Annotated in this window: 13 protein-coding genes; 5 read left to right on the top strand and 8 right to left on the bottom strand. The window is 64.1% G+C overall.

Annotated elements, in window-relative coordinates:
• Nucleotides 1-51 precede the first annotated feature (51 nt).
• Nucleotides 52-852, top strand: coding sequence for a class I SAM-dependent methyltransferase (locus tag LB538_RS18515; protein ID WP_224525938.1), 801 nt, complete (start codon nt 52-54; stop codon nt 850-852).
• A gap of 19 nt (nt 853-871) precedes the next feature.
• Here the strand turns inward: LB538_RS18515 and LB538_RS18510 are convergent, their stop codons facing one another.
• Nucleotides 872-1576: a helix-turn-helix transcriptional regulator gene (locus tag LB538_RS18510; protein WP_224526228.1), complete on the bottom strand. Its 705-nt coding sequence runs from the start codon at nt 1574-1576 to the stop codon at nt 872-874.
• A 127-nt stretch (nt 1577-1703) separates the two neighbouring features.
• Between LB538_RS18510 and LB538_RS18505 the strand changes: the two genes are divergently transcribed.
• Complete coding sequence (locus LB538_RS18505; RefSeq protein WP_224525940.1) at nt 1704-2339, top strand: LysE family translocator; 636 nt, start codon at nt 1704-1706, stop codon at nt 2337-2339.
• 21 nt (nt 2340-2360) lie between these two features.
• On the opposite strand, the gene LB538_RS18500 is transcribed toward LB538_RS18505, so the two are convergent.
• The 7 genes from LB538_RS18500 to LB538_RS18470 form a co-directional block, all read right to left on the bottom strand.
• Nucleotides 2361-3452 (bottom strand): 3-deoxy-7-phosphoheptulonate synthase, encoded by a 1092-nt coding sequence (locus LB538_RS18500; protein WP_224525942.1) that lies wholly within the window; start codon nt 3450-3452, stop codon nt 2361-2363.
• Between the two features lie 465 nt (nt 3453-3917).
• Entirely contained in the window at nt 3918-4712 is a 795-nt protein-coding gene (locus tag LB538_RS18495) for an SDR family oxidoreductase (RefSeq protein WP_224525945.1), read from the bottom strand.
• A gap of 29 nt (nt 4713-4741) precedes the next feature.
• Entirely contained in the window at nt 4742-5734 is a 993-nt protein-coding gene (iolG, locus tag LB538_RS18490) for an inositol 2-dehydrogenase (RefSeq protein ID WP_224525948.1), read from the bottom strand.
• 80 nt (nt 5735-5814) lie between these two features.
• Nucleotides 5815-6585 (bottom strand): ATP-binding cassette domain-containing protein, encoded by a 771-nt coding sequence (locus LB538_RS18485; protein ID WP_095768022.1) that lies wholly within the window; start codon nt 6583-6585, stop codon nt 5815-5817.
• Between the two features lie 2 nt (nt 6586-6587).
• Nucleotides 6588-7664: an ABC transporter permease gene (locus LB538_RS18480; RefSeq protein ID WP_224525950.1), complete on the bottom strand. Its 1077-nt coding sequence runs from the start codon at nt 7662-7664 to the stop codon at nt 6588-6590.
• Nucleotides 7665-7845: 181 nt separating this feature from the next.
• Entirely contained in the window at nt 7846-8787 is a 942-nt protein-coding gene (locus LB538_RS18475) for a sugar ABC transporter substrate-binding protein (RefSeq protein WP_095768205.1), read from the bottom strand.
• Between the two features lie 486 nt (nt 8788-9273).
• Nucleotides 9274-10305: a LacI family DNA-binding transcriptional regulator gene (locus LB538_RS18470; RefSeq protein ID WP_095768204.1), complete on the bottom strand. Its 1032-nt coding sequence runs from the start codon at nt 10303-10305 to the stop codon at nt 9274-9276.
• 173 nt (nt 10306-10478) lie between these two features.
• Here LB538_RS18470 and LB538_RS18465 point away from each other — a divergent pair, with 173 nt between their 5' ends.
• The 3 genes from LB538_RS18465 to LB538_RS18455 are packed head-to-tail and all read left to right on the top strand — an operon-like array spanning nt 10479 to nt 13166.
• A complete protein-coding gene (locus LB538_RS18465; RefSeq protein WP_224525951.1) occupies nt 10479-11585 on the top strand; it encodes a fatty acid desaturase family protein in 1107 nt (368 codons plus the stop codon).
• Nucleotides 11586-11616: 31 nt separating this feature from the next.
• On the top strand, nt 11617-11931 hold the full coding sequence (locus tag LB538_RS18460; RefSeq protein ID WP_095768020.1) for a MocE family 2Fe-2S type ferredoxin: 315 nt from the start codon (nt 11617-11619) through the stop codon (nt 11929-11931).
• Between the two features lie 5 nt (nt 11932-11936).
• The gene (locus LB538_RS18455; RefSeq protein ID WP_224525953.1) at nt 11937-13166 is read left to right on the top strand and encodes an NAD(P)/FAD-dependent oxidoreductase; all 1230 of its coding nucleotides are present in this window, start codon (nt 11937-11939) and stop codon (nt 13164-13166) included.
• Nucleotides 13167-13354: the final 188 nt, after the last annotated feature.

The following is a 13354-nucleotide window of genomic DNA, read 5'->3' as shown; positions in this document are numbered from 1 at the left end:
TGGCATGGCTTCCGTGGAAGTCTAGGTTGACTTCAACGAAGGGAGGGCGAGATGACATCAAGTTTCACCGTTCACGCGGCGTCGGGCTATGAGCAACTGATGGGGCGCTGGAGCCGCAGGCTCGCGCCCAAGTTCATCGATTTCGCCGGTCTGGCCGGCGGCGAAAAAGTCCTCGACGTGGGTTGCGGCACCGGCAGCCTGACCTTCGAGCTGGCGAAGTCAGGCGATCTCACCGATATCCAGGCCATCGACTTCTCGCCGGTCTTCGTCGCGGCGGCGAAGGACAGGAACACCGATCCGCGCGTCACCATCCAGCAGGCGGATGCCACCGCCTTGCCGTTCGCCGATGATGCGTTCGACCGCGCGCTGGCGCTGCTGGTGCTGCACTTCGTGCCGGAAGCCGGCAAGGCGGTGGCCGAGATGCGCCGCGTGACGCGGCCGGGCGGTGTGGTCGCGGCCGTGGTCTGGGACCATTACGGCGGCATGGCCGGCATGCGCATGATGATCGACACAGTTGCGGCGCTCAGCGAAAGCGGGCGTCAGCTGCGCAACCGCTATTGCTTCCAGCCAATGATGCAGCCGGGCGAGATGAAGCGGACCTTTGTCGAGCAGGGTCTCGTCGATGTCACCGAGGCCGAGCCGATGATCCGCATGGACTACGCGAATTTCGACGACTTCTGGGTGCCGATCGGCGCCGGCGAAGGCCCGCTCGGCAAATACATGACCACATTGGATGCAGCCGAGCGGGAGCGTGTCGAGGCCGCCGTCCGCGATGCCTATCAAGCCGGCCGGCCGGATGGCCCGCGATCCTTCGCCAATGTCGCCTGGGCCTGCCGCGGCATCGTTCCCTGAGACATAAGGCGGCAACGCGTCAGTTGCCGGCGGCCGCCGGGGCATTGATCTCCCAGCCGTCGACCCACACCTGCCGCAGCCGGTCGCCTTCGCCCTTGAACCATTGGCCGGCCGCCCGGCAATCCTCGATGCGGTCGCTGCGGAAATTGCGGATGGCCTGCCGCAACTCGCACCAGGCGACGATGTTGGCGGTTTCGGCATAGTAGATCAGGGCGACCGGGCGAATGATGCGGCCGGTCGGCCGTCCCGCCTCGTCGCGATAGGAGAGGCTTAGCTTCTCCTCGTCGCGGATGGCGCGGCGGACCAGAGCGAGGTCGACGGCTGAAGCGGAGGGTGCTGCAAAGCCCCAGGCATGGAGGGCGTTGGCGTCGAGCGTCTGCCGCAAAGGCTGCGGCACGGCGCCGGCGATCTTGGCGCCGACGCGTTTGGCGGCCTGCTTGAGCTCCTCGTCGCCGGTGCGCTCGAGCAGCGCCAAGGACAGCACGATCGCTTCCATCTCCTCGATGGAAAACATCAGCGGCGGCAGGTCGAAGCCAGGGCGCAGTATGTAGCCGATGCCGCGCCCGCCCTCGATGGGCACGCGCATCGCCTGCAGGGCCGCGATGTCGCGATAGACCGAGCGTACGGTGACTTCCAAATGCCCGGCGATCGTCGCCGCCGTCACCGGCTTCTTGGCCAGACGCAGGATCTGGATGATCTCGAACAGCCGCGAGGCCTTGCGCATTTCCTTGGCCCGATCAGAACGCAACTGACACATCCCCGTCAGTTGGAGTGACCTATAGAGTCGCCTACCCGCTTGAAAAGCAACAGATTCCTTTTCGCGCAAGCAGATAATGCGACAGGCAACTGACATGAGCTATGGCGAAAATCTCTGGCTGTTCTTCGTGCTTCTGTTCGGCATCATCGCCGTTCCGGGCATGGACATGCTGTTCGTGCTGGCCAATGCGCTGACCGGCGGCAGCAACAGGGGCTTGGCCGCCACCGCCGGCATTATGCTCGGAGGCGCCGTGCACACGCTGAACGGCGCGATCGGCGTCGGGCTGCTCATGCATTTCGTGCCGATCCTGTTCACGCCCCTGATGATCGCCGGCGCCGCCTACATGGCCTATATCGGCATTTCGCTGATGCGCAGCTCGATCACCGTCGGCGACAACGGACCAACGGGGAGCCGCTCGGCCTGGAAGGCGTTTCGCCGGGGCCTGGTCACCTGCCTGATCAATCCGAAGGCCTATCTCTTCATCCTCGCCGTCTATCCGCAATTCCTGAAGCCGGCCTACGGTCCGATCTGGATGCAGGCGACGATCATGGGATTGCTAACGGTCGCCACGCAAGCCGCGATCTATGGCGGGCTCGCCGTCACGGCGGGGCGCAGCAGGCAGATGCTTGTGGCCAATCCCCGCGCGACCGTTCTCGCCGGGCGCATGGCAGGGCTGCTGCTGTTTGCCGTTTCGATATTCACGGCCTGGGAAGGGTTGAGGGCGGCGTGATCGCCGCCCTCTCCATTTCGCTCAAGCCGCACCCTGCCGGCTGGCGAGCATTTCGCGCTTCACGGACCGCCGCCATTCGACGGCGCCGGCGAGGCCGTGCAGCACCGTTTCCGTGGTCGCCCAGTCGATGCAGCCGTCGGTGATGCTCTGGCCGTAGACGAGCGGCTTGCCGGGCACGACGTCCTGCCGGCCGGCGACGAGATTGCTCTCGATCATGACGCCGATGATGCGCTCGTCGCCCGCAGCGACCTGGCCCGCCACGTCATGCGCGACCTTCGGCTGGTTCTCCGGCTTCTTGGCGCTGTTGGCGTGGCTGACATCGATCATCAGCCGCGGCGCGACGCCGATGCGGCCAAGCTCGGCGGCAGCGGCGTCGATGCTTGCGGCATCATAGTTCGGCTGAATGCCGCCGCGCAGGATGACATGGCAATCCTCGTTGCCGGTGGTCGCCGCGATGGCGCTGCGGCCGCCCTTGGTCACCGCCATGAAATGATGCGGCTGGGCGGCGGACTTCACCGCCTCGCCGGCGATCCTGAGATTGCCGTCGGTGCCGTTCTTGAAGCCGACCGGGCAGGACAGGCCCGAGGCCAGCTCGCGATGGATCTGGCTTTCGGCGGTGCGCGCGCCGATCGCGCCCCAGGCGACGAGGTCGGCGATGTATTGCGGAATGGTCATGTCGAGGAACTCGGTCGCCGCCGGCAGGCCGAGATTGTTGACGGCCGACAGAACGTTGCGCGCCATGCGCAGCCCTTTTTCGATGTTGAAGCTGCCGTCGAGGTCGGGATCGTTGATCAGGCCCTTCCAGCCGACCGTGGTGCGCGGCTTTTCAAAATAGACGCGCATGACGATCTCGAGCCGGTCGGCCAGGGCCTCGCGCAGCGCCGCCAGACGGCTGGCATAGTCAACGGCCGCGACCGGATCGTGGATTGAACATGGGCCGACGATGACAAGCAGTCGATCGTCGGTCCCCGAGAGGATCGAATGGATGGCGTTGCGCGAGGCAGCGACGGTGCGCGTCGCGGTGAGCGAGCGCGGTATCTCGCGCATCACCTCGTCCGGCGTGCTCAAGGCTCTGATTTCGGTGACCCGGAGGTCGTCTGTGGTGGTCAACACGGCTTTCTGCTCCTGGTTTAGGAGACCTGCCGGCTGAAACAAAAAAGCCGCCAGGTCTGGCGGCTTGTCGGATTTTTTGATCTGGAGTTTTCAGATCGAGCGCAATCCTCCCGCCGCCAGCGAGCTGAAATAAAAGTACCAAAACGAGGCGGTCAGGTGGATCATGCGGCTGATATAATCGATGCGTGGGCGTTTGTCACGTGCCTGTTGAGGCTGGCAATTTCGGGTGGGGCCGAACCTTCGCGATTTCGTCATTCCAGGGCGAAGCAGGAGCGAAGCTCCGTCGCGAAGACCCTGGAATCCATGCCGTTACCTTGGCCGAAGAGCGCGGCGATGCATAATTCTGGACCGCAGCAACGCTCCGGAGTCGCGGCATGGATCCTCGGGTCTGCGCCGCGTCGCTTCGCTCCTTGCTCCGCCCGTGGATGACGAAGTGACCTGCGTCGCCGCCAGGCTCCCCTGCGACTACTCCCCGACCACGCCGGCTATGTTCTGATCATAGTCGACCAGCGAGCCGGTCATGACGCCCGCCTGCGGGCTCAGCATGTAGGTGATCAGCCGGGCAAGCTGCGCGGGCTTGACCAGCTGGCCCATGGGCTGCGCGGCCTCGGCCTTCTCCAACCAGTCATCCGACGCTCCGTGCCATTTTTTCTGGACGATCGCCTCGCCCTCGGTGTCCATCCATCCCGGCAGCACCGCATTGCAGCGGATGCGGTTCCGCCGATAAGCGCTCGCGACATTCTTGGTCAGCGTCATCAGCGCGCCCTTGCTGGTCGAATAGGGCGTCAGGAAGGACTGGCCGGCATGCGCCGACATCGACAGAACGTTGACGATCGAGCCCGGCGCTTTGCGCTCCAGGAGATGCGCGACGAGGCCCTGCATCAGGAAGAAGGGGCCGCGGACATTGGTGTCGAAGATCTGGTCGAAGAGTTCTTCCGATGTCTCGACCAGCGAGCCTCGCGCGGAAGTAGCGGCGGCGTTGACCAGCGCGTTCAGCGTTCCGAAATGCTTGATCGCGGTCTCGACGGCGCGCTTGCAGTCCGCAACCTTGGCGACATCGGCGCTGATGAAGATGGCGTCGACGTCGTTCTTCTTCAGCGCCGCGACCGCTCTGTCGCCCTTTTCCTGCGAGCGGCCGATCAGGGCCAGCGCGCGGCAGCCCTCATCGGCAAGCGCTTCCGCAACCGCGAAGCCGATGCCCTGCGCGCCGCCGGTGACGATGGCGCGCGTTTCTGAATTGCGACCGGCCAAACCGTTCATCGCTGTGCTCCTCAATCCGTATTCAAATTTCAATCGACGCGGATGGTCTTGCCCGTCTTGGCCGACTGCAAGGCCGCGTCGGCCAGCTTCAGCGCGATCAGCCCGTCCTTGCCGCTCGGCGCCGCCTTCTTGCCGGCAGTTGCCGCGGCGATGAAGGAGGCGATCTCGTTGGCATAGGCGTCGATGTAGCGGGTCATGAAGAAGTCGTGCAGCGGCGGACGGGTGTAGCCCTTGTCGTTGGCGAGCTCGATCGACACCGGCCGCTGGTTCTCGGCCGCGACCATGCCCTTGGAGCCGTGCACCTCGATGCGCTGGTCATAGCCATAGGTGGCTCGGCGCGAATTGGAAATGACGGCCTGCTTGCCGGAGGCGGTCTCGAGGATGACGCTGACCGAATCGAAATCGCCGGCTTCGCCGATTTTCTTGTCGACCAGCACCGAAGCATGCGCGCTCACCGCAACCGGCTCCTCGCCGAGCAGAAAGCGCGCCATGTCGAAGTCGTGGATGGTCATGTCGCGGAAAATGCCGCCGGAGCGGGCGATATAATCGAGCGGCGGGGCGCCCGGATCGCGCGAGGTGATGGTGACCATCTCGACCGTGCCGATGGCGCCGTCGTCGATCGCCTTGCGCACGGCGGCGAAATGCGGGTCGAAGCGGCGGTTGAAGCCGACCATCAGCGTGGCCTTGGTCTCCTCGACAACGGCCAGGCATTTTTCGACCCGCTCGACGGAGAGATCGATCGGCTTCTCGCAGAAGATCGCCTTGCCGGCCTTGGCGAAGCGCTCAATCAAGTCGGCGTGGGTGTCGGTCGGGGTGCAGATGATGACGGCGTCGATGTCCTTGGCCTGCTCGATGGCATCGATCGTGCGCACTTCGGCGCCGTAGGCGGAGGCGAGATCAGTCGCCGCTTTCTCGAAGGCATCCGCCACGGCAACCAGTTTTGCCTGCGGATTTGAGCCGACGGCGCGGGCATGCACCTTGCCGATACGACCGGCGCCGAGAAGAGCGAAGCGGAGAGTCATGGAATATCCTTCGAGATGATGTTAAAGGCTCGCCCGCGTCTGGTGGCGCGGACAATTGGTTGGTCCCGTCGCGGCGTCCGTCAGGCGGCCTGAAGCTCCGCCTGTCCGGTCTTGGCGCCGGTGATGTAGGCGACGATGTCGTTGCCGTCGGTGTCCTGCTTGCGCAAATTGGCGACGATGCGGCCGCGGCGGAAGACGACGATGCGGTCGACCAGGTCGAACACCTGGCGCATGTTGTGGCTGACCAGGATCAGTGGCTCGCCGTTTTCCTTCAGCGTACGGATGATGTTTTCGACCTGCGCGGTTTCCTGCACGCCGAGCGCCGCCGTCGGCTCGTCCATGATGATCAGCTTGGAGGCGAAGGTCGCGGTCCGGGCGATCGCGACGCATTGGCGCTGGCCGCCGGACATATGGCGGATGGTGCTGGACAGGTTCGGGATCTTCACCGCCGTGCGGACAAGCGCTGCCTCGGTCGCCTTGCGCATCGCCTTGCGGTCGAGAATCGAGAACGGCCCGAGGTTGAACAGCACCTTCTCGCGGCCGAGGAACAGGTTCGACGGCACGTCGAGATCGTCGGCCAGAGCGAGGTTCTGGAACACGGTCTCGATGCCCGCCTCGCGCGCCTCGATCGGGCCGGCGAAGTTCACTTCCTTGCCGTCGAACCAGATCTTGCCGTCGGTGCGCTGCTCGACGCCGGTGATCTGGCGCACGAAGGTCGATTTGCCGGCGCCGTTGTCGCCCATGATGGCGACATGCTCGCCCTTGCGCAGCTCGAAATTCGCCTCCTGCAGCGCGTGCACGCCGCCATAATGCTTGGTGAGGTTTTCGGTCTTCAGAACGATGTCGGACATGGTCAAGCTCCTATCGCGCGGCGGCGCTGGCGCCATTGATCGAGAACGACCGCGCCGACGATGATCACGCCCTTGACCATCTCCTGATAGTAGGCGTCGAGGCGCAGGAAGGTGAAGCCGGAAATGATGACGCCGAAGATCAGCGAGCCGATCACGGTGCCGATGATGGAGCCGCGGCCGCCCGACAACGAAACGCCGCCGATGACCGCCATGGCGATGGCGTCGAGCTCGTACATGACGCCCATGCCGGCCTGGGCGGTGAGGTTCTTGGAGCAGAGCACCACTGCGGCAAGCGAGGCGAGGATACCGGCGATGGCGTAGACCAGCACCTTGTGATTGGCGATCTTGATGCCCGACATGCGCGCGGCATCCTCGTTGGAGCCGATCGCATAGCAATGCTTGCCGTATTTCGTATAGCTCAGGATAAGCTGGAACAGGAGCGCCAGCGAGATGAAGATGACGACAGGCATCAGGCCCTTGCCGATGGCCGCGAAGCTGTCGGTCGGGAACGAGATCGGCTGGCCCTTCGACCACCATTTGGCGATACCGCGGGCGGTGACCATCATGCCGAGCGTGGCGATGAAAGGCGGAATGCGGGTATAGGCGATCAACAGGCCGTTGATCAGGCCGGCGATCAGTCCGCAGCCGATCGCGACCAGCACCGGCACGACGACCGGCAGGTCGGTCCAGCCATAATCGATGAACATCGCCTTGGGATTGGGATTGCCGTTGACGGTCGCAACCTGCGCGAAGCTCATGGCGATCATGGCGGTGGCGCCGACGATCGAGCCCGAGGACAGGTCAATGCCACCGCAGATGATGACCTGGGTGACGCCGATGGCGATGATGCCGACGATCGAGACCTGCAGGATGATGATCTGCAGGCGCTGCTCGTTGAAGAGGCCCGACACATTCTCGCGCGTGTTGAACAGGAAGCTGTCGCCGAGGAAGACGCGGCCGATCAGCTCGAAGGCGACGACGAGGATGACCAGCGCCAGGAACACGTTGAACTCGGCCGGCCATGGACGCTTCTTGGCGTCATAGCTCAACCCGCCAATGCCATGCGATGTCTGTGACACGTCTTCTTCCTCCGAATGACCGCGCCCCGTTCTCCCGCCCTGTCGGGCGGGAGAGGAACAGAGCGGCGCCGCTTCGCCAGCAGCCGATTTCAGCCAGTCCGATGCGTCGCGGCATCACCCCGCGGTTTGTCTTCACGCAATTCCGTACCGAAAACCGTTCCTGGAACTGCGCCGGCGCGCCTCAGTTCTTCTTCAAGAACTTGTCGATGTTCGCCGGAGTGACGAGCTGGAACGGGATATAGACTTTGTGTTCCACCTTTTCGCCCTTGGCGAGCTTCAGCGCCGCATCGAGCGCACCGGCGCCCTGGCCGGCAGCGTCCTGGAAGACCGTCACGTCGAGATCGCCTGCCTGCATAGCGGCTAACGCGTCCTGGGTGGCGTCGACGCCGCCGACGACCACCGACTTCATGTCGATATTGGCGGCCTTCATCGCCTGGATGGCGCCGATGGCGCTTTCGTCGTTGTTGGCTATAACGCCGTCGAACGCCTTGCCCGACGACAGCCAGTTGGTCATCAGGTTCTGCGCCTGGTCACGATCCCAGTTCGAGGTCTGCTTGTCGATGATCTTGATGAAGCTGCAGTCCGGCGTGGCGATGACTTCCTCGATGTCCTTGGTGCGCTGCACCGCGGCCTGGTTCGAGAGCTCGCCCATGATCACGTAGACATTGGCTTCCTTCTTGCCGGCTTCCTTGAACAGGCGGCAGGCTTCCTTGGTCTCGAGCGTGCCGGATTCCGCCTCGTTCGACGCGACGAAAGCCTGGTTGTCCGGCAGCTGGTCGACATTGACCGGCTGACGATTGACATAGACCAGCGGGACCTTGGCCGCGGCGGCCGCGTCCGACATTGCCTGGGTGGCCGAGGTGTCGACCGGATTGACGATGATGGCGTCGACGCCCGAGGCGGCGAAGTTCTTGATCTGGTCGAGCTGCTTGGCCACGTCGTTCTGCGCATCCTCGACCTGCAATTCGACACCGCTCATGCCCTTGGCCTGCGCGATCATGCCGTTGCGCAGCACGGTCAGGAAGTTGTCGTCGAACTTGGCCATCGAAACGCCGATCTTGGCGGCGAAGGCGGATGAGCACATCAGCGCCGAAAGCGCGACGCCCAAAAGCAGTTTCTTCATTTTATTCTCCTCCACTTGGTGTCCGGCTGCACCCATTTGAACCGGAATCCCCGGTTTGCCCGGGGAATCTCTCCCTGCGGCCATGCGGCGTCCCAACTCGACTGGAACGCCTCTTCCTCCATTCGCACTGGCGCTTCGGAACGAAAGAACCAAAAAGCCTAGTTAGTGAAATATTTATTCCATTTCGTTTTGGAAACGTCAAGGGCGATTCCGACGAGATTGGCCGGTTTTTCGGTCCCGATCGTCGAAACCCGAGCCCGAATCGAAGCAAATCGCCATGAAAGAATCCATCAGCCTGATGGATTCTTTCACATCGACCCATCGCAAACGCCGGGAATTGGCTGAAGCTGCCCCAACCTCGTCATTCTATGCGAACTATGGCGAAGGAAGGAGCGAATCGACGCGATGGGCGCTTCGGCCAATCTCCAACGCGTGCCGCCTGCCAACGCAAACGGGCGACCGATCAAAATTCCTGCGCTGGAGCTTCTAGATGTTTTCTGGCAGATAGATATCGAAGGGCAGGAAGGTCTGCCCCGGCGCATTGGCGGCGCCGCTTTCGATGGCATGGGCCATCAGTCCCAGGAGTTCCCGGCAGAGCGCGGCGAGCGGCGTCGAGATCACCATGGTGAGGATGTTGTCGGCAAGTGCTGCGCGCGAGACGGCGTTGATCTCGTTGCAGATGACGACCGGCATATCGGCCGGGTTTGCCGTTCTCAGCGCCGAGACGGCGCCTTCCATGCCGCCGCCGGCGACATAGCAACCGGCAAGATCGGGATGGCGCGCCAGGAGATCGAGCATGGCGTCATGCGTCACGTCATTCGCCTCGAGGTTGACCAGCGTCTCCATCACGGTGAAATCCGGCGCGTGCTCGCGGAAATAGGAGCGAAAGCCGATCTCGCGCAGCTCGTGGCCATGGAAGCGGTGGCTGCCGACGAAGAGAGCCACCTTGCCCGGCTTCCTGGCGGCCTTGGCGATCATCCATGCGGCGCTGCGTCCGACCTTGCGGTTGTCGAGACCGACATAGCCCTCGCGGATGCCGGCGGCAAAATCGGACAGCAGCGAGAACACCGGCTGCCCCCTCGCCTTCAGCGCCTCCACCACCGCCGTCAGCGTCGGGTGATCCGGGCCGACAACGGCGATGGCTCTCGACTTGGCCGCCAGCCTGCGCATCTGGCCCGCAATCTCATCGGGTGCCAGCGACGTGGCGAAGTCGATCGCGGCAGTGCCGCGGAAACGTTGCGACTGCGAAACCGCCAACTCGAGCTCCCTGGCAAAATCGCCATAGAAGACGTCATTGCCCCTCAGCAGCAGGAAGCCGAGCCGGTATTCCGGCAATTCCTGGCGCATGCGCTGCTTGATCAGCCCCGCCGCGTGGTAGCCGATCTCGGTGGCGGCCTCATACACCCGGCGCGCCGTCTCCTCGCGCACCGGCAGGCGGCTGTTCAGCACCCTGTCGACGGTGGCGACGCTGACGCCCGAGACGCGCGCGAGATCGCTAATGGTCGGCCGCTTTGCCATGAATGCTCCATTGCCTGTCCGACTCAGCATATCTCATTCTGATAGGAAATGATAGAAACTATCTTCCTGATGTTGAGACTATCATGGGCCGGCGGTATGGTGAAGTGGAAGCCGGCCATGAACGACCCGAGACCTGCTAAAACCGTTCGCCAGGCGTTGTTGGAGGAAGCTCAATGACTGCCATGACGTCTTCGTCGGCGTCGCCACGCGACTACAGCCTGACCGGCCGCGACGCCAAGCTCGCGGTCGAGAACGGGCTGGCGGCGGCCGAGTGGTACCATACCGAGATCCCGCGCAAGCAGATGAAGGAGCTGATGCAGCGCTCCGACCAGCCGGCGATCCGCGACACCATCATCTGGCTCGGCGCGCTTATCCTCAGCGGCGCGGGCGGCGCCTGGTTCTGGGGCAGCTGGTGGTGCGTGCCGTTCTTCTTCGTCTATGGCACGCTCTATGGCTCCTCGACCGATTCCCGCTGGCACGAATGCGGCCATGGCACGGCCTTCCGCACCCAGTGGATGAACGACGCCGTCTACCAACTCGCCTGCTTCATGATCATGCGCAATCCGGTGACATGGCGCTGGAGCCATACACGCCACCACACCGACACCATCATCGTCGGCCGCGACCCGGAGATCGCCGTCATGCGGCCGCCGGATCTGCTGCGCGTCGTCTTGAACTTCTTCGGCATTCTCGACGCATGGCATGCCATGACCGACATGCTGCGCAACGCCGCCGGCGTCATCAGCGCGGCGGAAAAGACCTACATCCCCGAACAGGAACAGCCGAAGGCCATCCGCGTCGCCCGCCTATGGCTCGCCATCTATATCGCGACCATCGCCCTGGCCCTCTACCTGCATTCCTGGCTGCCGCTGCTGCTGATCGGCCTGCCCCGCCTCTACGGCGCCTGGCATCACGTCATGACCGGACTGCTGCAGCATGGCGGGCTCGCCGACAATGTCATCGACCATCGGCTCAACAGCCGCACCGTCTACATGAACCCGGTCAGCCGCTTCATCTACTGGAACATGAACTACCATGTGGAGCACCACATGTTCCCGATGGTGCCCTACCACGCGCTGCCGAGGCTGCACGAGATGATCAAGCACGATCTGCCGGCGCCGACACCGTCGATCCTGGCCGGCTATCGCGAGATGATCCCGGCCTTCCTGCGCCAGCTGCGTAACGAGGATTATTTCCTTAAGCGCGCGCTGCCGCCGACGGCGAAGCCCTACCGGGAAGAGCTGCACAACGACAATCCGGTGGCGGCAGCGGCCGAATAGCGTAACCAACCGAATTTTCGCGGAGGACGAGATGAGCGACTGGGTCGAGGCCTGCGCGGCCGGGGACATCGATGAGGAGGACGTGATGCGGTTCGACCATGCCGGCCGCACCTTCGCCATCTACCGCAGCCCGGACGACGAATATTTCGCGACGGACGGGCTGTGCACGCATGAAAAGGTGCATCTGGCCGACGGGCTGGTCATGGACGACATCATCGAATGCCCGAAGCACAATGGCCGCTTCAATTACAAGACCGGCGATGCGCGCGGCGCGCCGGTCTGCGTCAACCTGAGGACCTATCCGGTCAAGGTCGACGCCGGCAAAGTTCTTGTTCAGGTCGGGTGACGCTGATGACGGGAGGAATGGTGGTCATCGGAGCCGGCGAATGCGGCGGGCGCGCCGCGCTCGCTTTGCGCGATCTCGGCTTCGAGGGGCCGGTGACGCTGGTCGGCGACGAGCCGCATCTGCCCTATGAGCGGCCGCCGCTGTCGAAGGAAGCGATGACCGGCGAGGCGCCTTCGATCAAGGCGATCGCCACCGACGCGCTTTTCGCCGAGCGCGCGATCCGCCACATCCATTCCGTCCGGGCCGTCGCGATCGATCGTGCCGCGCATGTCGTGCAACTGTCGGACGGATCCTCCCTGCCATACGAAAAACTTTTGCTGGCAACCGGATCCGTGCCGCGCACGCTGCCGATGCCGGGTCTCGGGGGGCGTTGCGTCTATCTCAGGACCTTCAACGATGCTTTGGCCATTCGCGCTCATCTCAGCGCCGGCAACCGCGTCGCCATCATCGGCGGCGGCTTCATTGGCCTCGAGCTTGCCGCCGCGGCGCGCAAGCTAGGCGCCGCCGTCACCGTCATCGAGGCGCAGCCGCGCATCCTGATGCGCGGCGTGCCGGCCGAGATCGCCGAGATCATCCACAAGGCGCATGAGGCCGAGGGCGTTGCGATCAGCACCGGCCAGGGGATAGCGGCGATTGCCGATGACGGCGCGGAGGTCAGCATCACGCTGGCCGACGGGCAGGCCATCGTCGCCGATCTCGCGGTGATCGGCATCGGCGCCGTGCCGGTGACCGCGCTTGCCGCTGAGGCGGGACTGGCGATCGACAACGGCATCGCAGTCGACGAGCAGTTGCGCACCGCCGACCCGGATATCTTCGCCGCGGGCGACTGCTGCTCGTTCCCGCTTGCCGTCTATGGCGGCCGGCGCGTGCGCCTCGAAGCCTGGCGCAACGCCCAGGAACAGGGCGCCTTGGCCGCGAAGAACATGCTGGGCGCCGAAGAGGCGCATGCCGCCGTGCCGTGGTCCTGGTCGGATCAGTATGGGCTGACCCTGCAGATCGCCGGGCTGTCGGACGAAGGCAAGAGTATCGTGCGGCGCGACCTCGACGACGGCGCCTTCATCCTGTTCCATCTGGCCGAGGATGGCAGGCTGGTGGCCGCCAGCGGCATCGGCCCCGGCAATGCGGTGGCGCGCGACATCCGGCTGGCGGAAATGCTGATTGCCAAGCGGGCGACCCCAGCCCCGGAAGCGCTCGGCTCGCAAGCGGTCAAGCTGAAGTCGCTGCTGGCGGCGTGAACTGCCTTGGTAATTGTTGAGCTCGGCGCTGGCCCTCATCTGCCTGCCGGCACCTTCTACCCGTAAAACGGGCTACGCTATGCACACGTACTCTGTGACTGGCGTGACTGGTCGACCTGAGGCTTGATTGCCACGTGGTTCCCCCAATCCGTCGCTGCTTCGCAGCGCCACCTTTCCCCCCTCCGGAG

Origin of the sequence: Mesorhizobium sp. Ca11 (assembly GCF_020165275.1) — a bacterium.
Lineage (GTDB): Bacteria > Pseudomonadota > Alphaproteobacteria > Rhizobiales > Rhizobiaceae > Mesorhizobium.
This window is presented reverse-complemented; position numbering and strand designations above follow the sequence as displayed.

Coding starts and splice junctions, on each gene's coding strand:
- LB538_RS18515 (WP_224525938.1), top strand. CDS start 52: ATGACATCAAGTTTCACCGTTCACGCGGCGTCGGGCTATGAGCAACTG.
- LB538_RS18510 (WP_224526228.1), bottom strand. CDS start 1,576: ATGCGCAAGGCCTCGCGGCTGTTCGAGATCATCCAGATCCTGCGTCTG.
- LB538_RS18505 (WP_224525940.1), top strand. CDS start 1,704: ATGAGCTATGGCGAAAATCTCTGGCTGTTCTTCGTGCTTCTGTTCGGC.
- LB538_RS18495 (WP_224525945.1), bottom strand. CDS start 4,712: ATGAACGGTTTGGCCGGTCGCAATTCAGAAACGCGCGCCATCGTCACC.
- iolG (WP_224525948.1), bottom strand. CDS start 5,734: ATGACTCTCCGCTTCGCTCTTCTCGGCGCCGGTCGTATCGGCAAGGTG.
- LB538_RS18485 (WP_095768022.1), bottom strand. CDS start 6,585: ATGTCCGACATCGTTCTGAAGACCGAAAACCTCACCAAGCATTATGGC.
- LB538_RS18475 (WP_095768205.1), bottom strand. CDS start 8,787: ATGAAGAAACTGCTTTTGGGCGTCGCGCTTTCGGCGCTGATGTGCTCA.
- LB538_RS18470 (WP_095768204.1), bottom strand. CDS start 10,305: ATGGCAAAGCGGCCGACCATTAGCGATCTCGCGCGCGTCTCGGGCGTC.
- LB538_RS18465 (WP_224525951.1), top strand. CDS start 10,479: ATGACTGCCATGACGTCTTCGTCGGCGTCGCCACGCGACTACAGCCTG.
- LB538_RS18460 (WP_095768020.1), top strand. CDS start 11,617: ATGAGCGACTGGGTCGAGGCCTGCGCGGCCGGGGACATCGATGAGGAG.
- LB538_RS18455 (WP_224525953.1), top strand. CDS start 11,937: ATGACGGGAGGAATGGTGGTCATCGGAGCCGGCGAATGCGGCGGGCGC.